Below are 22,031 nucleotides of genomic sequence, written 5' to 3'. Positions count from 1 at the left end.
ACTGTATAGTATTTACTTAAGTGATACTATACAGTAACTTTTCAATAACAGAATAATAATATAGCTCCTGACTATTTGAGAGTGCAATATATTTTATATGAAAAAAAACATTTTGGTGTTAGTATTTCTTGCAATGGTTTTATCCTGTAAAGGTGAAAGTATTGATACTTCTCTCCCTTCCGATGGAGAAGGCCCAGAGATACCTGATTCTGAAGAGGTAATACCTGTAAATATATCAGAAACAGAAAAACAAGATATTTATTTGGGAATTGACGCTGAAAGATTATGGTATTGGAAAAATTATATCAAAGATGAATTAGCCGATTTGGGTGTAAAAGAATTGCAATCGAAATTTGTCCGTGTTGCCATCAATTGTAAGTACGAACGTGAAAAAGGTGTAAAAGATGAGACAGCTTATACGGAAGATATTTTAGTAATGATGGAAGCTATGAAAAAAGCTAATCCAAATATCGAGTTCTTTGCAAGTCCGCGTCCGTTGGGAGAGGCATACACTAAAGAAGAAAAAGAGAGCATATGGGGACATGAAAAAAATGTTCCATGGTCTCCTGTTCCTGCTTGGATAATGAAATTCAAACAGAATGGAACTAAAAAAATAGATGGTGTCGAAGTGCCCAAATGGGTGGATGGTGAATTAGACCTAGATGCATTAATACAATATTATGCTGATTATCTCAATTATATGGGATCAAAAGGATTTAAAATTACTTATTTGGATGTAACCAACGAAAAACCTATAGTGAATCCTGCTCAAGTGAAAATTATGAATGAGCAAATTCGTAGTAAATTGGATCCGGGCGTGAATATGCCTAAACTGATAGGACCCTCTTCCTGGAACTATAAGCGAGGTATTGCTTGGATAAATTCTATTAATACCGGTAATGGTGAGGTGAATGCTATAGATATACTTTCTACTCATAATACAAATGAGGAAGGAAGTAGAGAAGATTTTGTTAAAAAGGCTCAGGAACTTGGGAAAGCACCTTGGAATACTGAAGTGCATGGATGGATAGGCATTGAAACGAAAGATGAGATTATGAACTCTGAAAGTTTATGGAATCATTTCCGTGCTGGTTTTGTAGGGATGAGTACTTGGTTGTTTTATGGTCCTTTTTCAGGTAAGAATCATTCAATGATTTGGGCACACTGGCAAGATGGAAGAATCATAAAAACTACAAAATATGAAATATTCAAGAAGGTTGTAAACAATGTGAATGGAGGTAAATATGTCGATATAGATATGCCGAATTCTGCAGTAACTGCTGCTTTTATAAAAGGTAATATTCTATCAGTTTGGATATTAAACAAGTCGCAAGATGATCTTAAGAATGTTGAATTTAGGTTAGGTAGTAGAAAAATAAAAGGTTCGTCTATTGAGTATACAGTGTGGAATGAAAACTTGCCTAAATATGGAAGTTCTAAAGAACTAACAAAGACGACTCGGAATTCTTTCAGACAAACTATTGGTGCAGAATCTCTTTATTTCTTCAAAGTGGAAGTGGAATAGTAAGAATTCTGCCTACTATGTACAGATATAATTTAAGTGTTTTAAAATAAAAAAAAACGGTAGATACTTGAAGTTCTACCAAATTAAAAATAACTTAATATGAAAACTTTTTTAGTTTTAGCAGGCTCTTTGTGCGCTACTATTGGAGCGCAAGCCCAAATGCAGAAAAAACAAGTAAAATCTCCGTCAAAAGAGCCTATGAATGTGCTGTTTATTTTGGCTGATGACTATGGTTGGAATGATTTGTCTTGTATGGGGAGTAAATACTATGAAACCCCTAACTTGGATCGATTGGCTGAACGTGGCGTAAAGTTTACTAATGCATATGCTACTTGTCAGGTATCCAGCCCTTCGCGTGCAAGTATTATGACGGGAAAATATACTCCTCGCCATGGAGTTACGGATTGGATTGGAGAAAAATCTGGTGAAGATTGGCGTAGCATGAAACGTCACAGTAAGCTTCTTCCTGCTGATTATGTATGGAATCTTCCACAGGATGAATATACATTGGCAGAATGTCTTCGCGATAATGGTTATACCACTTTTATAGCAGGTAAATGGCATTTGGGTGAAGAAGGCTCTTGGCCCGAAGATCATGGATTTGATATTAATAAAGGTGGTTGGAGTGCCGGAAATCCCAAAGGCGGCTATTTCGCACCTTATAATAATCCTAAATTAACAGATGGACCCAAGGGGGAGAACTTATCCATGAGGTTAAGTAATGAAACGGTAAGTTTTATACGTGAGCACGAAAAGAAGAATAAGAAGAAACCATTCTTTGCTTATCTCTCCTTTTATGCAGTACACGGGCCGATTCAAACGACTAAAGAAAACTGGAATTATTTCAGAAATAAAGCGGAACAGTTGGGAATAAAAGAAAGTGGGTTTGCAGTAGATCGTACGTTGCCAGTACGACAAACACAAGACAATCCTGTCTATGCCGGATTAATTAAACAAATGGACGATGCCATAGGCAATGTGTTGGATGCCATAGCTGAAATGGGGTTGGATAAGAATACTTTAATCATTTTTACGAGTGACAATGGAGGTGTCTCTACAGGAGATAATTATTCCACTTCATTATTGCCCTTGCGTGGTGGTAAAGGTCGCCAATGGGAAGGTGGAATTCGGGTTCCTTTGTTGATGCAATATCCCGATTGTCAATCAGGAACAATTTGCGAGACTCCTGTGATAGGTACCGATTTCTATCCTACGATACTTGATTATGCTGGGCTTCCTTTTGTGCCCGAACAGCACAAAGACGGTGTCAGTATATTCCCCCTTATCAATAAAGATAAGATAGAAGAACGCGCCTTGTTCTGGCATTATCCGCATTATGGAAATCAGGGTGGAGATCCTTCGTCAGTAATTCGCAAAGGAGATTGGAAGTTGATATACTATTATGAAGACCAACACTGTGAGTTATACAATTTAGCCATTGATATTAGCGAAAGCGAGCCGTTGAATATTCAATATCCGGAGAAGGTTAAGGAATTAAAGACTTTGCTTGACGCTTGGCTAATAGAAGTAGACGCTAAACTACCTCTGCCTGATCCTGAATATATTCCTCAAAAAGAAGCTCAAGTAAAGCTGGTATGGAAAACTGAAGTTTTACAAAAGCAAGAAGAGAATAGAATGCAAATGTTTAGACCTGACTGGGAGCCTAATGAAGATTGGTGGGGAAGTATGATTACAATAGATTAACTCACATAAACTTAATGTTACTGCCTGATTTATTTGTTTGAATAATAGGAACATAGCGATAAAAGTTTTAAATTTATAGTGTCCAATTATAACATTTATACGATTATCACTATGTTCTTGTAGTCTAAAATTATGGAGGCTTATTTAGTTTTTAATTCACCCTAATTTTAGTGGGGTATTAGTGAGTTATCTATTAAAATTGATATCATGGAAAGGAAAATCATATTTTTTGTTTTGATACTATGGAATGTCTCTGTCATTGCTTGCGAACAGATTCCATTGACCTCTTGGAAATTTCACTTTGGTGATGTTCCTAATGCTATTAGACCAGACTTTGACGATAATGATTGGGAACAAATACGTGTACCTCATGACTGGGCGATAGATAAGCCTTTCGACATGCGTATTGATATGCAATCGGTTCAAGTTTTAGAAGATGGTGATAAGGCTCCTCGGATACGCACTGGACGTACAGGAGCCTTACCGGCTTTTGGTGTAGGATATTATCGTACTGATATAATGTCCAATGCTTCAATGGCAGGTAAGCGGATTAGGGTAGAGTTTGATGGAGCTATGAGTTTGTCTAAAGTTTACCTGAATGGGCAATATATTGGAGAATGGCCCTATGGTTATTCTTCTTTCGCCTTTGACTTGACTGATAAATGGAATTACTCAGGGAAAAACATATTGGTAGTGCGTCTGGAAAATAAGCCGGAATCGTCTCGTTGGTATTCAGGAGCCGGACTTTATCGCAATGTACGTTTAGTGGTAGCAAATCCGATAAATATTGGGCATTGGGGAATATTTGTCACGACGCCGGAGGTATCCAAACAGAAAGGAAAAGTACATATCTCCACATGCATAGAGAACCATGCCGATGAGAAAAGTGCGATACTTTTAGAAAGTGTTATTATTGACGCCCAAGGTAACGTGGTAGGAAAAAAAAGAACTCAAAGAAGAATCATAGGAGAAAGAAATTCTACATTCGAGCAGGATATAAGCTTCCCAAAGCCTCTTTTATGGAGTATCGATACCCCCCACTTATATCAACTGGTTTCCAATGTATATGTAGGCGACCAACTGATGGATACCCATAAAATTAGTTTTGGTTTACGTTTCATCCGTTTTGACAAAGACAAAGGCTTTTTTCTGAATGGTGAATCTATAAAGCTAAAAGGAGTCTGCTTGCATCATGATTTGGGACCTTTAGGAGCAGCTGTCAATGTGCGGGCTATAGAACGACAGTTGGAAATTATGAAAGAAATGGGGTGCAATGCTATCCGCACGTCCCATAATCCTCCTGCTCCCGAGCTGCTTGATTTGTGTGATCGTATGGGGTTTGTAGTACAAGTAGAGGCCTTTGATGAATGGCGAATCGGGAAAAATGCCAATGGTTATCATTGTTATTTTGACGAATGGGCAGAGCGTGATTTACAGGCTATGATTCGGCGTGATCGAAACCATCCATGTGTTATCATGTGGAGCATCGGCAATGAAATACGCGAGCAAAATCAACGTGATGGTGCAGAAGTAGCCCGAATGCTTGCTGACATTTGTCATCGGGAAGATCCGACTCGTCCTGTGACAGCAGGTTTCAATGGGCATATTGCTGCTATAAAAAACGGATTGACGGATGTAGTCGATTTGGTTGGCTTTAACTATAAACCTCACGATTACAGAAGGCAACATGATGCACATCCCGATTACATACTCTATGGAAGTGAAACCGCATCTACAGTGAGTAGTCGTGGTGAATATAAATTTCCAGTAACCGAGAAACCAGGAGCCTGCTATGAAGATTACCATGTGTCGTCTTATGATATGGAATATCCAAGGTGGGCATCTACGCCGGATACAGAATTTGAACAACAAGATGATTGTGATTTTATATTCGGTGAATTTGTTTGGACTGGCTTTGATTATTTGGGAGAGCCGACGCCTTATAATGAAGGTACTCCGGCACGTAGTTCTTATTTTGGTATTGTCGACTTGGCAGGAATGAAGAAAGATCGATTCTACCTTTACCAGAGTAAATGGAGTAAAACGCCTGTATTGCACCTACTTCCGCATTGGAATTGGGAAGAGCGCTTAGGACAAAACGTTCCTGTGTTTTGCTATACTAATTACCCTAAAGCAGAACTGTTTATTAACGGTAAAAGTATGGGGATGAAGGAAAAGAGCAAGGAAAGCAAATATAATCGTTATCGTATGATGTGGCAAGATGTCACCTATCAGCCTGGAGAAATCAAGGTTGTGGCATACAATCATGAAGGTTTGCCTGTAGATACTGCTGCTATAAAGACTGCTGGAGAAACTTATCGCCTACGGACAACAGTCGATCGTCGGGAAATTAAGGCGGATGGTCAAGATCTTGCTTTTGTCACAGTTGAAATTGTTGATAAGGAGGGCAATCTATGTCCCAAGGCCGACAACTTACTTTTCTTTGAGGTAGAAGGCAATGCTCATTTAAAGGCTGCTTGTAATGGTGACCCGACAAGTCAAACTTCTTTTGCTTCTTCTTACATGAGAACTTTCAATGGTAAATTAATGTTGATTGTAGAAGCTGGTGATGCAGTAGGAAGCGCTACCCTGAAGGTTTATGGTGGGCATCTACTACCCGCTGTTGAAAAAATCCTGTGTATTGATTAAAGCTTCATACGTATCTCGATATTTTATGACTCTTATATGCTTGAAGTACTTCAAATATAAAATACCACTTTACAAGCGAGTTCTAAAAATCTATTTATATTGTTACAGGGGCGCAAAGGACAAAAACTTTGCGCCTCTGTGCTTTTTGTAGGTAGAAAGCGCTACCTTTGCACCTTATTATATTAATAGATACATTCAAGATGAAACACGCGTCTCTTCTTCTCTTGCTGACTCTCCTTTTCGGGCTGACAGCCTGCTCGAAACCTGCCGACCCGACTTTGATGAACTACGAACAGTCCCTTGTCCGTGCCGACTCGCTGGTACAATCCGGTGTCGCCGACAGTGCCCGGATAGCCCGTCTGCTCTCCGGCTTGCATCGTGAATACAATCAGGTGAAGGAACATTCCGGTGGAAACCTGGTTCGCCTGAAGCCCGCCGACAAGCGGAAACAATTTCTGTGGGGAACATTCACCGCACTAATGATGGGCCTCAATGTATGGCTTTCCATCAAGGATATTCAGTTTTCCAAGGAGCGCAAGCACCGCCGTTATCTCATAAATCTGAGCGAGAACGAACAACGTCTGCGTAGCAACGAGCGCGAACGCGAAGAATTGGAAGCGTGTTTGAACGAAATGGCGTTGATGGACGAAGAGCGAGAAGAAGTAGAAGAGTCTTTGCTGAATCTCACGGACCGGAATGTACTCTTGCGAGGAGAGAACGACTCCCTCCGTATTCGCCTTAAAGAATATGAAAAACGTCCGTTGCCTCGTGAAGCTGAACTGCTGGAGAAGCAGAATGAACGCATCTGTCTGCTTGATAAGCAAGTGCAGATTCTTACTTCAACGTTAATAGACCGTGATGATGCGGTGGAACGTCTGCGCCGCCAACCCAAGTTTCTCTCTGATAAAGACTGGGAACACCTGATAGAACTCGCAAATCGTGTGTACAATGACTTCACCAACCGCCTTGTCACACGTTTTCCTTCATTAACTGCTGCCGACCTGCAACTTTGCCTGCTGATACGTCTGCATTTCACGAATGCACAGGTGGCTACGCTTATTGCGGTGTCGCCTGCTTCGGTTTCACAACAAAAGTTCCGGTTGAAGAAGCGGTTGGCGCAGGCGAACGAGACACTGTTCAAGGAGGGGGAGACGGTGGATGCGGTTATTGGGGAATGCTGATACCTGAAGTCTTTATCTTGCTGATTGATTTTTTTTGTTACAAATATTTTCTAAAATCCTTCGTTTTGCAGAGAGCTTTCGTTTCACTCCCTGAGTGAACGTGATTCAGTCCCTGACTGAAAGCCTTTCACTCAGGGACTGAATGCCTTTCTGTTCCTGACTCATTGTTCCCCCTCTCAGAAGGTGTTCTGAAGGGAGGGTATAGGAAGGAGAGCAGACATGAGGTGGGAGTAGTAAAAAATGCGGAGATAATTCTTACGCTTGTCTCTAATTGTTGCTTAAACAAATATTTTTTCATCTATTTGGGAGTTATATTTTCCAAATCGGCAATAAATATGAGAATAAATTGTTAATTTTGTATGTATATAATTGATGATGAATTGTAGGAAATAAAAGATAATTAAGACATTAAATATATGAATAAGCAGCAGCTTGCAAATAAAATATGGGCCTCGGCCAATAAAATGCGTTCTAAAATAGATGCCAATGAATATAAGGATTACATTCTTGGACTTGTGTTCTATAAATTCCTATCAGACAATGAAGTGAACTATCTTCGTAGTATCGGATGGAATGATGATGACATGAAGACTCTTGTAGAAGATTATGAAGACCCGGAAGCAACGATGATGATTGCTTATTGTAAAAATAATATAGGATATTTTATCGAATATAAATACTTGTTCAGTACTTGGTTGTTGCCCAATTCTGATTTCAGTGTGGCGGACCTTAGTGCTGCGTTGAATAGCTTCGACCGACTAATCAGTACAAACTATAAGCATGTATATGCCAACATCTTCAAGACGCTACAAGCCGGATTGAGCAAATTGGGTGAAAATCCTTCTTCTCAAACCCGTGCTTTGAAGGATTTGATTAAGCTCATTAAAGATATTCCTACCGATGGCAGTCAGGATTACGATGTGCTGGGTTATGTTTATGAGTATCTCATCAGTAATTTTGCAGCCAATGCCGGAAAGAAAGCCGGTGAATTCTACACTCCTCACGAGGTAGCGATACTGATGTCGGAGATTGTAGCAGAGCATCATAAGGACAAACAGCAGATTGAAATATATGACCCGACAAGTGGATCCGGTTCTCTGCTGATTACCATTGGTAAATCTATTGGCCGCCATATCGCCGATAAAAACCAAGTGAAGTATTATGCTCAAGAACTGAAGGAGAATACCTATAACCTTACCCGAATGAATCTCGTGATGCGCGGTATCAAGCCAGACAATATTGATACCCGTTGTGCTGATTCTCTGGATGAAGACTGGCCTTTGCAAACCATGGGTAGTGATATTGGCAAACCACTCTATGTGGATGCGGTTGTGTCAAATCCGCCTTATTCACAGCATTGGGATGCCACGGATCGTGAACTCGATTCTCGTTTCAAGAATTATGGTGTAGCACCTAAAAGTAAAGCCGACTATGCTTTCTTACTTCACGAACTGCATCACCTCAAACCCGATGGCATTCTCACCATCGTACTGCCTCATGGAGTACTTTTCCGTGGCGATGTGGACGCAGATAGCGAAGGAGAAGGGAAAATCCGTCGGAATCTTATTGAGACTAATAATATAGATGCCATTATCGGGCTGCCGGCTAACATCTTTTTTGGAACAGGTATTCCCACACTGATTATGGTCTTGAAGCAGCATCGGGATAGTGACGATGTGCTTATTATTGATGCTTCCAAAGGATTTATCAAGGAAGGCAAGAACAATAGACTCCGTGCCTGCGACATAAAGCGCATTGCCGATGCCATTCGTGAGCGTACGCCTATTCCTGGCTTTTCTCGCCCGGTAAGCCGTGACGAAATCCGGCGGAATGGATATAACCTCAATATTCCCCGTTATGTGGATTCTTCGGAGGCTGCCGAACAATATGATATCTATGCCACTATGTTTGGTGGCATTCCCGAAAGCGAGATAAATAAATTGCAGACCTATTGGGATGCGTTGCCTTCACTTCGTGCAGACCTTTTCCAGCCCAAGGAGGACGGTAGTCCGTATGCTACGGTGAAGAGCAAAGATGTGGCTAAAGCTATTGAAGAGAATGTGGATGTGTGCAATTTGAAGCAAACCTTTGCGAATGCATTCTCCGATTTTGGAAGTCTTCTTCATAGCCGACTGATTACGAATGTCAGTACTGTAAAGGAGCAAAATGAACAGGACGATATAGCTGACGATATATTTAATCGCCTAAAGCCGATTCCTTTGGTGGATAAATACGTCGCTTTCCAAGCTCTTTCAGATAATTGGCAGGTGATAGCGGGGGATATAGAGACTATACAAAGTGAGGGAATTGATGCTGTGCGGGTAGTAGAGCAGGCTTATAAACTTGTGAAGAAAGGTGATGAAGAGATAGAAGTGCCCGATGGATTGAAGGGGCGCATCTTGCCGTTTGAATTGGTACAACATGAGAAATTTCAAGCCGAACTGGATGCTATCAGTGAAAAGCAAGCGGAAGTAGAGGAATTTACATCCTCGCTTGAAGAACTGCGTGACGGTTTCACCGAAGAAGAAGGGCAAGCCTATCTGGATGAAGATGATAATACCAAGTTCAATAAGAATGCCATAAAGGCCGATGCCAAAGCTAAAGGCGATGAAGTGGAACCGGAAACCAAAGTTAAACTGAAAGAGATTGTGAGTTTATGGGATAAAATTACTAAGCTCAATAAAAATATCAAAGAGGATAAAGCTGCATTGCTGCAACTTACTATTGATGCCATAGAACATCTAAGCAATGAAGATATAGAGTTCTTCTTGCACAAGAAGTGGATTGACCCGGTGTGTGGTGGCATTAATGGCACATTGTCATCTGTCTTTTCTGCTCTTGAGAAATCAGTCACGGCACTGGAAGCAAAGTATGCCTTATCATATAATGAAATTGAAAACAATATTGTTGATGCTCAAAAAGAGTTGTCGGAATTGATTGGTCAGCTTACGGGTGATGAGTTTGCGGTGAAGGGGTTGCAGGAATTGCAGAATAGATTAAAGAATTGGGGAAAATCCTCTTCTCTTATTTCTATGTTTCCACAAGCAGGAGAAGTGAAACCACGTGTCCGTTTTAAAGGGTTTAAGGAAGACTGGAAGACAGTCCCTTTTGATATTGTTTTCCGTTATCTAAAAAACAATACCTTATCACGCGCAGATTTAAATGAAACATTAGGGAGTGCTAGAAATATACATTATGGTGATATTTTAATTAAATTTGGAACTTTGATTGATATTAGAAAAGACGATCTACCATACATTACAAATCATTTTTTAGCTAATCAATTAACCAATAATTGTAAATTACAAAAAGGCGATATAGTTTTTGCCGATGCAGCAGAGGATAGTACCGTAGGTAAATGTACGGAGATTACATTCATTGGTGAGGAAAAAGTTGTAGCAGGATTACATACGATACCGTGTAGAACTTTATTTGAGTTTAGCGAGGGATATTTAGGCTTTTATTTAAATTCCCCTTCTTACCATAACCAACTATTACCACTTATGCAGGGTACTAAAATTTCCAGTATTTCAAAGTCTGCATTATTGAATACAAGTATCTCCTTTCCGAGTAGTATTGCCGAGCAGCGTCAAATCGCCTCTTTCTTCCGTTCCCTCGACACGCAAATATCCTTAGAGGCTCAACGACTTGAGAAGCTCAAGCAAATAAAGTCAGCCTGCTTGGATAAAATGTTTGTATAACGAAACAATTCAATAAAATGGAAGAAAAGGATAAGAGCAATATCATCATCTATCAGAGTGAGGACGGGCAGACGCACATAGAGGTGCGGATGGACGAAGATACCGTATGGCTCACACAACAGCAAATTTGTGAGTTGTTCGACAAGTCGAAATCAACCATTAGCGAACATATTAAAAACGTATTTGAAGAAGGAGAACTACAGCGTGATTCAGTTGTTCGGAAAATCCGAACAACTGCCGCAGATGGGAAATCATACGAGACCTTGTATTACAATCTGGACGTAATCATATCTGTTGGATATAGAGTGAAATCAATACAAGGCACCCATTTTAGAATTTGGGCGACGGCACGTCTTAAAGAATATATCATCAAGGGCTTCACTATGGATGATGAACGATTGAAACAAACGGGAGGAGGAGGTTATTGGAAAGAACTGCTCGACCGCATACGCGACATTCGTTCATCAGAAAAAGTGATGTATCGACAGGTGCTCGATATTTATGCTACGGCGATTGATTATGACCCACGTTCTGATGTATCCATCGAATTCTTCAAAATAGTGCAAAACAAACTGCATTTTGCCGCTCATGGGCATACTGCCGCCGAAGTGATTTATGAACGGGCAGATGCAGATCAATACATGATGGGACTGACCTCTTTCAAGGGAGACCATCCTACATTGCGCGATGCCAAAATAGCGAAGAATTACTTAAGCGAAGAAGAATTGAAAGTTCTGAATAATTTAGTTTCCGGATATTTCGATTTTGCCGAAGTGCAAGCCATGAAGCATCGGGCTATGTATATGAAAGATTATATTCAGCATCTTGAAGCAATCCTTTCCTCTACGGGAGAACAACTCTTGAATGGTTGTGGAACCGTCAGTCATGAGCAGGCCATGGAAAAAGCGGAAAAGGAATATAGGAAGTTTGATGTCCGTACACTTTCTCCCGTAGAACAAGCCTATCTGGATAATATAAAGATATTGAACAAAAAAGTTAAAGGAAAGAAATAGTCTTGTATGTATAACCTATAAATGCCCAAAGCTATATGCCAAACGACAATACGCAATTCTTCATCAAAGAAAGTGCTTTTGAACAGGCACTTGTTGATTTGCTTCCCCACCACGGATGGGAGAAGGAGGTAATAATGCAACCCAGTGAAGCAGATCTGATACAAAACTGGGCCAATATAATCTTTGATAATAATAGAGACATCAACCGACTGGGTAATGCTACGCTTACTACGAGTGAGATGCAGCAAATCATCGACCAGGTGAATCGTTGCGACAATCCATACGCCATGAACAGACTTATTAATGGCGGGCAGGTATGTATCAAACGTGATAATCCTATGGATACGAATAATTGTGGTAAAGAGGTATATCTCAAAATATTCGACGCTCGTGAAATCAGTGCCGGACAAAGCCGTTATCAGATAGTACGCCAGCCTCGTTTCAGAACTTCACACCCTTTAGGTGGAGACCGGCGAGGCGATGTGATGCTATTGATCAATGGTATGCCTGTTATCCACATTGAACTGAAACGTTCGAAAGTGGATGTGAGCCAAGCTACTTTTCAGATCAAACGCTATACCCACGAAGGTGTATTTGGCAGTGGCATTTTTAAGATGGTACAGATATTTGTTGCAATGACTCCTGAAGAGACGCTTTACTTTGCCAATCCCGGACTGGAAGAAAACTTTAAACCTGAATATTATTTTCATTGGGAGGATTTCAATAATACCATCGTTAGTGATTGGCGAAGAGTTGTATCCGATCTGTTAAGTATTCCTATGGCCCACCAGCTTGTGGGATATTACACCATTGCGGACGATAAAGACAAGACGCTGAAAGTACTTCGCAGTTATCAATATTTTGCAGTCAATAAGATAAGTGATGTGACCCATAAAACCAATTGGGATACGCACCAACATCGTGGAGGCTTCATCTGGCATACAACAGGGTCTGGCAAAACCATGACCAGCTTTAAATCGGCACAACTGATAGCTAACTCAGGCGATGCGGACAAAGTGGTATTCCTTATGGATCGTATTGAGCTGAGCATACAGTCGCTTGATGAATATCGTGGCTTTGCCGGAGAATCTGATGTAATACAAGACACACAGAATACTGCCATTCTGGTCAGCAAACTGCAAAGTACTGATAACGATGACCGCTTGATTGTGACCTCTATCCAAAAAATGTCGCATGTTAACAGCGAACATGGCATTTCACAGGCCGAAATAGATAGCATCGGACGTAAACGATTGGTATTTATTATAGACGAATGTCATAGAAGCGTATTTGGCGATATGCTTATCGACATTAAGAATACATTTCCTCGTGCGTTGCTTTTTGGCTTCACAGGTACGCCGGTGTTTGAAGAAAATGCCCACAACGAAATCATGACCGAAACGCTTTTCGGCGATATGCTTCATAAATACACCATTGCCAATGGCATCCCCGATCATAACGTACTTGGATTTGATCCTTATCGCATAAACACCTACGATGACAACGAACTACGCGAAAAAGCTGCATTTGCTCAGTTAAGAGTGAAGCGCATCGAAGAGATTGAAGGTGACGAGGAGAAAATGGCAATCTACAATAAATTTGTCAATGAGTTGCAGATGCCCAGAACTTACACTGAAGGCGGTGAGACAAAACATGGTATAGAATATTATCTTCCCAACGATATCTATCAACAGCCCATTCATCACCAAGCTGTAGCGGCCGATATTATAAAAAGTCGTGTCCGGCTAAGCAAGAACGACAAGTTTCATGGAATATTGGCTACACAAAATATACCGGAAGCTATAGCTTACTATAAACTATTCAAAGCGCAATATCCCTCGTTGAATGTGGTAACTGTGTTCGACAATAATATCGACAATTCCAATGAAGGAATCGCCAAGGAAGATGCATTATTGGAAATACTTAAAGATTATAATGATAAATATCACACCTCTTTTCAGCTTTCTACTTACGCTAAATATAAGAAAGATGTGGCAAAACGATTGGCTCACAAAAAGCCCTATCTTGGTATAGAGCATGACCACAATCAGCAGATAGATTTACTCATTGTGGTTACGCAGATGCTTACCGGCTACGATTCAAAATGGGTGAATACACTCTATGTGGATAAGCTGATGAAGTATGTGGACATCATCCAAGCTTTCTCGCGCACCAACCGCTTGTTTGGACCTGATAAACCTTTTGGCATTATCCGCTACTACACATTCCCATACACTATGCAGCAGAATATTAACGATGCGCTTGAGGTATATGTGGATCGCCCGCTTGGTGTGTTTGTAGATAAGTTAGAAAGTAATTTGGTTAATATCAACCAACGTTTCCTGCATATATGCGACATATTCCAATCACACCGGATAGCCAACTTTGAACGGTTGCCCGATACTCGTGAAGACCGCAATATGTTTGCTAAGGACTTCAGCCAGATGACTCATCTACTCGAAGCTGCTAAACTGCAAGGATTCTTATGGGATAAAGTCAAGTATGAATTTCAGCATGGTGATACTTATACTTATGTAAGAATGGAGCTTGATGAGCAGACCTATTTAATTTTGTTACAACGCTATCGCGAGTTGTTTGAAGGTAGAGAAGGTGGCGGTGAAGCCAACGATTTTGACTATCCTATCGATACTTATATCACCGAAACCGGTACGGGCACCATAGATGCGGAATATATCAACTCGAAGTTTGTGAAGTTCATCAAAAACCTTTATACTACTGGTCCTGGTAGCGAACTTACGAAAGAGGCTTTTAAAGAGCTGCATAAAACATTTGCCTCACTTTCGCAGAAAGACCAACGAACGGCAATGGTGATACTGCACGACATTCAATCGGGTGATTTGCATCTTGCCCCAGGCAAAACTATCTATGACTATATCATAGAATATCAACTCCGTGAGCTACACAAGCAGATAATGATTTTAGTAGAAGCTACAGGTATAAATGCCAGTCAGTTGGAACATATCATGAACAGAGACATTACGGAACAAAACTTAAATGAGTATAGCCAATTTGATAATCTGAAGTTAACCTTGAATATGGCTAAGACTCGTGAGTTCCTTACCAAAACAGAAGGTGTGGAAGTTCCTGCACGCATGGTTATGCCCAAAATTGATAAGATACTTAGAGAGTTTATCCTTGACGGAAGCTGTAGAGAGCGTATCCTAAAAGCCTATCTGAATGAAGATGAAAATTACTCTACTGATACAATCAGTCAGAAATCATTAACGGAACAATCCGTTGTGGTTTTAGAAAATTCACAAGAAACCGAAAGAGAGCAGTCTTTCGACATTGATATCGTAAAAGCAAAAGTAAAAGATATACTGACAACGACTTTAAGTGGAGTACTTCCGCAAATGCGTTCCATAGAAGAAGTGCTAAATAGCGTATTCTATGTGATTGGTAAGGAATCCGTTGAATCGCTTGACAATGTGGGGTTGTTCATCAATAGGGCTTTCAATAATCTATATGGAAAGAAAGTAACCATAGTAGATAAGTTTGTGGCATTCAATTTGCTTGTGACCAAATATGAAGCCTACCTTAAAAAACTATATTACTTGATGCATAACAGTGGTGTACCTGCACGAAACGAAGGTGAGGATGTGACATGGAAAAATGTAATCTATGCTCATAGATGCCTTTGGAACTTGAAATTTAGTACTGATGTAGCCAAACAGCAATTGTATCAATACCTAATGTTAATTAAGGGTTGGCGTAATGATGAATCGCATATTTCGCCTACTGCTTCTGAACAGGAAGTAGATACTGCCATCAGTATAATTATTTCAATGTATTTCTATGCTACAGGAGCCTCTATCACCGATTTGGAAATGGCGGGTCATGATGTAAGTGCACATCGTAGCTGTAGACTTTATTCCGTTACTAATGATGAAAATTATTCTGGTGTAGCTGCAGAAACTATTGATATCAGAAAATTGCCAGAAGAAAAGCGAATTGAAATACTCAGGAAGTGCATTGTTAAGCTTCTGGGGTATAATCCTAAGAAATCGGCTTTCTCCAAGCAACGGCACTGGGAGGCAATTTACCGTATAGCAGCTGATAAAGGATTCATTATTGATGGTGATTACGTTTATTTTAAAAGAATTATTGATGGGATGCAACTATTAAATATTTCTGTACCTTTTAATATGGACTTATTGGAACGGTTAAATCAAGGTATTTATGCAAAGAATATTGGAGATTGGTCACCTGAAGGGCTTGACGGGAAAAAGCTTCAGGAGTACAAAGACATCAAAAGCTGTGCCGATGCGTTCAGTAAAATAATAGATGAAAATACTCAGCAAAAAGATAGTCTTTAAAAATGTATGGCAGTGGTTGAAGTATATGATAAAGATTTGAAATATTCACTGACTACATTGGTTATGCAATTATGAATGGCTATTTCCTTGTTGTAGAGACTACTTTGAATGCTATCATTCATTATCAGTGCTTTACACCTCTTGCTTGTAGAGATTGCCAGAATATTTTGGTTTCCCCTGTTTCTTTGTTTTTTCTCCCTTGTAGAGATATGTATTCTGTAATGTGTTGTTTATGAAGAGTTTGTGCGAAATGATTGTAGATGCCATTTTCTTGTTTTCTCTTGCTATCCACCCTAACTTTGCAACATCGAATTTGAGAAAAGCAGATGGTTGAATCGTTGAGGCCTCACGGTGAAAGCTTCTGCTTCTCGGGTGAGACAAGAGAAATCATATATACATTATTAATCATTTAAAACATTATTATTATGGCATTTTACAAGAAATTTCAATCGAAACTGAATGATTTGTGGTATCCGAAAGCAATTACTATCGGTATACCTATTTCTACAGACAAAGTGGCTGACAAACTGTCCTTGCAATCTACCGTCACCCGTGGTGACACGTATGCCGTGCTGAAAAACCTGGGAAGTGTGATGGCCGATTACATGGCTATGGGGCGTACGGTGAAGATTGAGGGGGTAGGTACTTTCTACTATACCACAGCTACGAACAAACAGGGAGTTACTACGCCTGCTGAGGTGAGTTCGGCACAGATTAATGGCATACGTGTACGTTTCATTCCCGAAGTGAAACGCAGTAGTAGCAAGAAGATAACTACTCGCTCTATGGTGGATGTAGATGTTGACTGGACGGACATAGAGAAGCTTGCCAACGGTGGTAATATCGATGGAGGTAATGGTGGTAATCAGGGCGGCTCCGCCGGCGGCGACGGCGGCATCGAGGGCGATCCGCTGGGCTAATCTCCCGGTTCCGGTAAGTTGGTAACTTCTGATATTTCATGACTTGTGACAGATGGTTTCCATGCTATCTCTCCGCTTGGAGGGAAAACATGGAAACTTTCGTTTTAGCATCTTTTAGTGTTATTTTTCTGTTTTAATTCATCGAAAATCCGTAATTTCGGACGATTTTTTGCAAAACAGACCGAATAACTAATAATTTATAATATGGAAAATCTCAACACAGCGCTTCTGCTGATGGTGGTAGGTATGACGACAGTGTTCGCTATCCTGCTGATTGTAATCTACTTAGGTAAAGGACTTATTCTTCTGGTAAACAAATACGCCCCTGAAGAGGTGGTGCCGGATAAGAAAGGTGCGCAAAGTCCTGCCGCAATTCCCGGAAACATTTTGGCTGCTATCAGTGCCGCTGTAACAGTGGTGACACAAGGCAAAGGTAAAGTAGCCAAGGTCGAGAAAATAAAATGATAATCTTTAATAAAAAACACACACCTATTTATTTAGTATGAAAAAGGAAATTAAGTTCAGTCTGGTTTTCAGGGACATGTGGCAGAGTGCCGGAAAATATGTGCCCCGTGTAGACCAGCTGGTAAAGGTTGCTCCAGCTATCGTTGAAATGGGCTGTTTTGCCCGCGTAGAAACCAATGGCGGAGGTTTTGAACAGGTAAATTTATTGTTTGGTGAAAATCCTAATAAAGCTGTACGTGCATGGACGAAACCGTTCCACGAAGCCGGTATACAAACTCATATGTTGGACCGCGCGTTGAATGGTCTTCGCATGAGTCCCGTGCCTGCCGATGTGCGTAAGCTGTTTTATAAAGTAAAGAAAGTTCAGGGAACAGATATCACGCGTACATTCTGCGGATTGAATGATGTTCGCAATATTGCTCCCTCTATCACTTATGCAAAAGAAGCGGGAATGATTTCCCAGTGTTCACTTTGTATCACTCATTCTCCCATCCATACGGTGGAGTATTACACCAATATGGCATTGGAACTGATCAAGCTGGGTGCTGATGAAATCTGTATCAAGGATATGGCAGGTATCGGACGCCCGGTATCATTGGGCAAGATCGTAGCCAATATCAAGGCTGCACATCCCGAAATTCCTATTCAATACCATAGTCATGCAGGTCCCGGTTTCAATATGGCAAGCATCCTCGAAGTTTGCGAGGCTGGTTGCGATTATATTGACGTGGGCATGGAACCGTTGTCATGGGGTACGGGACACGCTGACTTGCTGAGTGTGCAGGCTATGCTGAAAGATGCAGGTTTCCAGGTTCCTGAGGTGAATATGGAAGCATACATGAAAGTGCGTGCATTGATTCAGGAATTTATGGATGATTTCCTCGGTTTGTACATCAGTCCGAAGAATCGCTTGATGAACTCCCTGTTGATCGGTCCGGGACTTCCGGGTGGTATGATGGGTAGCTTGATGGCTGACTTGGAATCCAATCTGGAATCTATCAATAAATATAAGGCGAAACGTAACTTGCCGTTTATGACGCAGGATCAGTTGCTTATCAAGCTGTTCAATGAAGTGGCTTATGTATGGCCGCGTGTAGGTTATCCTCCGTTGGTAACTCCGTTCAGCCAGTATGTTAAGAATCTGGCGATGATGAACGTGATTGCTATGGAAAAAGGCAAGGAACGTTGGGGTATGATTGCTGATGATATCTGGGATATGCTGTTGGGTAAAGCAGGTAAATTGCCGGGTACATTGGCTCCTGAACTCGTAGAGAAAGCCGAACGTGAAGGTCGTAAGTTCTTCACCGGAAACCCGCAGGATAATTATCCGGATGCACTCGACAAGTATCGTAAGATGATGAAAGAGAACAAATGGGATTTGGGTGAAGATGATGAAGAACTCTTCGAATATGCCATGCATCCGGCACAATACGAAGCATATAAGAGTGGTAAGGCGAAAGAAGACTTCTTGGCAGACGTGGAAAAGCGGAAAGCGGAACTTAATAAGTCTCCGTTGGATGACGCCAAACCGAAAACGCTTACCGTACAGGTGGATGGACAGGCTTATCGCGTAACGGTGGCTTATGGTGATATTGACCTACCGGCAAATGCTACTGCAAAAGTGGAAGCTCCCGTAGGCGAAGGTCAGGATGTGATCGCTCCGTTAGAAGGTAAGTTCTTCCTGACGAAGAATGCACAAGAGACTCCGGTGAAAGTGGGCGACAAGGTGAAGAAAGGTGACTTGCTTTGCTACATTGAAGCTATGAAGACATACAATGCCATCCGTGCCGACTTTGACGGAACAATTACGGCTATTTGTGCCACTCCAGGGGACACTGTTTCAGAAGATGATGTATTAATGAAGATAGGATAAACAGCGATGGAAGAAATATTTGCAAAACTCTATGATATGACGGCGTTCAGCAATATCATTGCCGACCCGTCGTTTCTGGTGATGTATGCCATTGCTTTCATTCTGCTGTACTTGGGTATCAAGAAGCACTACGAACCGTTGTTGCTGGTGCCCATCGCTTTTGGTGTACTTATCGCCAACTTTCCCGGTGGCGATATGGGGGTCATTCAAGCAGATGAAAACGGAATGGTAATGGTAAATGGGGTATTGAAGAACATCTGGGAAATGCCGTTGCATGAAATTGCACATGACTTGGGATTGATGAACTTCATCTACTATATGTTGATTAAGACAGGCTTCTTGCCGCCCATCATCTTTATGGGTGTGGGTGCTTTGACGGATTTCGGACCAATGCTTCGCAACCTGCGTCTCTCTATCTTTGGAGCAGCAGCACAGTTGGGTATCTTTACGGTACTGTTGTGTGCGGTGATGATCGGTTTCACGCCGCAGGAAGCAGGTGCTCTTGGCATTATTGGTGGTGCTGATGGTCCGACTGCAATTTTTACGACTATCAAGTTGGCTCCGCATTTATTGGGTCCGATTGCTATTGCCGCCTATTCTTACATGGCGTTGGTTCCGGTGATTATTCCGTTGGTAGTGAAGTTGTTCTGCTCTAAGAAGGAATTGATGATCAATATGAAGGAGCAGGAGAAACTCTATCCTTCGAAGACGGAAATCAAGAATCTGCGTGTACTGAAAATCATTTTCCCGATAGCAGTGACTACGGTTGTCGCTCTCTTTGTACCGACGGCAGTGCCTTTGATTGGTATGTTGATGTTCGGTAACCTGATTAAGGAAATCGGTGCGGATACCAGCCGTTTGTTTGATGCAGCTGCCAATAGCATTATGAATGCGGCAACTATTTTCTTAGGATTGAGTGTAGGTGCAACTATGACAAGCGAAGCATTCCTGAACTGGACAACTATTGGTATTGTTATTGGTGGTTTCCTTGCATTTGCACTTTCCATTACAGGTGGTATCTTCTTTGTGAAGCTGTTCAACCTGTTCAGCAAGAAGAAAATAAATCCGCTGATTGGTGCAACAGGTCTGAGTGCTGTGCCTATGGCAAGCCGTGTGTGCAATGAGATTGCTACGAAGTATGATCCGAAGAACCATGTGTTGAATTACTGTATGTCCAGTAATATCTCCGGTGTTATCGGTTCGGCAGTGGCTGCGGGTGTGCTGATCTCGTTCTTGGGATAAGGAGAATAGATACGCGGACGACGCGGATTGATGCGGACGAACGCGGACTTTTTAGGCGCGGATTACGCGGATTACACGGATTCTTTTGTTGCAATTTGTTGCAATAAAGAAATGATCCGCGTAATCCGTGTAATCCGCGCCTGAATCTTTATTCACTAATCACTTTCTTGTATTCTGCCACTGCCATTTTCTCTGCCAGATATGCATTAATCAGGTTCGTATGCGCCTGTGTCCACGATAATTGTGCGGACAAGACATCTGCCATACTGGATTTTCCTTCATTATAAGAGAAAGTGACAAGGTCCAGATTCTCTTCGGCAAGAGCCATATTTTCCTTTGCTGTCTTTACTTGCTGCTCCGTTTCCGTCAATTTGGTAGTGGCGGCGGAGAGTTCTTCAAGAATATTATCAGTGATATAACTTTGTTGCAGCTTCTGGATGCCAATGAATGCTTTCTGTTGCCGGTTTGTTTTGAAACGCGCCCCCCAACGGAAGATGGGGATACTGACGTTTACTCCGGCTACAGGCGTATGGGGGATTTCCTGTCCCATGTACGTGATACCGGTATCCCAACCTGTGGCAAGGAACATGCTTACCTGAGGATTGTACTTGCTGAGGGCGGCACGGCGTTGTGCTTCACTTCGGGCTATGTTTACCGTTGTGCTGGCATAATCGGCACGGCGTGGAAGTACATCGTCAAGTCCAAGAATGTCGACGGGGTCACTGGATATACTGATTTCACTTAGGCTATCTACAGGGGTATTGGGGGCTGCTCCCATCAAAATGTTCAGTTGTTGCAGGGCAAGGGTATAGTTCTGGCGGGCCTTGATATACTGCAATTCAGCTTCTTTCTGGCGGGTGGAAATCATCAGCAGGTCTGTACGACTGATAGCGCCATCGTTGAAACGATCCTGAATAATATCGTGCTGTTTCTTTATGATATCTTGAAATGTAGCAGCAGCCTCAAGACTGGCATAGGCGGCTGAAGCATTCCAGTAAACGGCATCGCTTTGATAATGAATCTGGTCGAGAGTTAGTTCAGTGGTGAGTTGACTCAGTTCTTCGTCAGCCTGTGCCATACGCTTCTGAGCCATTAGAGAACCACCGGTATAGAGGGGCTGTGCCAAAGTTGCGAGTGCCTGATAGGTGTAGGGGCGGTATTCACCTTTCGGACTGTTCCACTTATCCAGGTGGTTGAGGTTGGCGGTCCCTTCAGCAGTGATGTCTATTTGTGGCAGGAAACCGGTATTTGTTATTTTTCGCGCTTCGGTGCTTGCCATGGTTTTCAGGCGTTGCTGTTTCAACACTTGGCTGTAAGCTTCTACTTTGTCACGATATGCTTCGCGGCTTAAGTACTGCTGGGCTCCGGCTTTCAGGCCGAAACTGCAAAGTAATGTAAGTATGGTTATTATCTTTTTCATA

12 protein-coding genes are annotated in these 22,031 nt (G+C 41.6%); 11 read left to right on the top strand and 1 reads right to left on the bottom strand.

Annotated features, from left to right (window positions below):
* Positions 1–97: 97 nt before the first annotated feature.
* From DW036_RS08200 to DW036_RS08145, 11 genes are all read left to right on the top strand, one after another.
* On the top strand, positions 98–1,525 hold the full coding sequence (locus DW036_RS08200) for a hypothetical protein (protein ID WP_147401443.1): 1,428 nt from the start codon (positions 98–100) through the stop codon (positions 1,523–1,525).
* A 99-nt stretch (positions 1,526–1,624) separates the two neighbouring features.
* Positions 1,625–3,229 carry a sulfatase gene (locus DW036_RS08195; RefSeq protein WP_233560350.1) on the top strand — a complete coding sequence of 535 codons (1,605 nt, stop codon included), beginning with the start codon at positions 1,625–1,627 and terminating at the stop codon, positions 3,227–3,229.
* A 207-nt stretch (positions 3,230–3,436) separates the two neighbouring features.
* Complete coding sequence (galB, locus tag DW036_RS08190; protein ID WP_118462893.1) at positions 3,437–5,878, top strand: beta-galactosidase GalB; 2,442 nt, start codon at positions 3,437–3,439, stop codon at positions 5,876–5,878.
* Between the two features lie 200 nt (positions 5,879–6,078).
* Complete coding sequence (locus DW036_RS08185; protein ID WP_118462890.1) at positions 6,079–7,059, top strand: hypothetical protein; 981 nt, start codon at positions 6,079–6,081, stop codon at positions 7,057–7,059.
* Positions 7,060–7,475: 416 nt separating this feature from the next.
* Positions 7,476–10,760: a type I restriction-modification system subunit M gene (locus DW036_RS08180; RefSeq protein ID WP_118462887.1), complete on the top strand. Its 3,285-nt coding sequence runs from the start codon at positions 7,476–7,478 to the stop codon at positions 10,758–10,760.
* A 17-nt stretch (positions 10,761–10,777) separates the two neighbouring features.
* Positions 10,778–11,773 carry a virulence RhuM family protein gene (locus DW036_RS08175; RefSeq protein WP_118462884.1) on the top strand — a complete coding sequence of 332 codons (996 nt, stop codon included), beginning with the start codon at positions 10,778–10,780 and terminating at the stop codon, positions 11,771–11,773.
* Between the two features lie 35 nt (positions 11,774–11,808).
* A complete protein-coding gene (locus tag DW036_RS08170; protein ID WP_118462882.1) occupies positions 11,809–16,110 on the top strand; it encodes an HsdR family type I site-specific deoxyribonuclease in 4,302 nt (1,433 codons plus the stop codon).
* A gap of 425 nt (positions 16,111–16,535) precedes the next feature.
* The gene (locus tag DW036_RS08160) at positions 16,536–17,030 is read left to right on the top strand and encodes an HU family DNA-binding protein (RefSeq protein WP_118462876.1); all 495 of its coding nucleotides are present in this window, start codon (positions 16,536–16,538) and stop codon (positions 17,028–17,030) included.
* A 204-nt stretch (positions 17,031–17,234) separates the two neighbouring features.
* A complete protein-coding gene (locus DW036_RS08155) occupies positions 17,235–17,495 on the top strand; it encodes an OadG family protein (RefSeq protein ID WP_118462873.1) in 261 nt (86 codons plus the stop codon).
* Positions 17,496–17,532: 37 nt separating this feature from the next.
* Positions 17,533–19,368 (top strand): biotin/lipoyl-containing protein, encoded by a 1,836-nt coding sequence (locus DW036_RS08150; RefSeq protein WP_118462870.1) that lies wholly within the window; start codon positions 17,533–17,535, stop codon positions 19,366–19,368.
* Positions 19,369–19,374: 6 nt separating this feature from the next.
* Positions 19,375–20,610 (top strand): sodium ion-translocating decarboxylase subunit beta, encoded by a 1,236-nt coding sequence (locus DW036_RS08145; RefSeq protein WP_118462867.1) that lies wholly within the window; start codon positions 19,375–19,377, stop codon positions 20,608–20,610.
* A 148-nt stretch (positions 20,611–20,758) separates the two neighbouring features.
* Here DW036_RS08145 and DW036_RS08140 read toward each other — a convergent pair whose 3' ends face one another.
* Positions 20,759–22,030, bottom strand: coding sequence for a TolC family protein (locus DW036_RS08140; RefSeq protein WP_118462864.1), 1,272 nt, complete (start codon positions 22,028–22,030; stop codon positions 20,759–20,761).
* Position 22,031 lies beyond the last annotated feature (1 nt).

Origin of the sequence: Bacteroides sp. AF39-11AC (genome assembly GCF_003474285.1) — a bacterium.
Taxonomy (GTDB): Bacteria; Bacteroidota; Bacteroidia; order Bacteroidales; family Bacteroidaceae; genus Bacteroides.
Note: the sequence above shows the minus strand (reverse complement) of the source record. Positions and strands in the feature narration are given on the sequence as shown.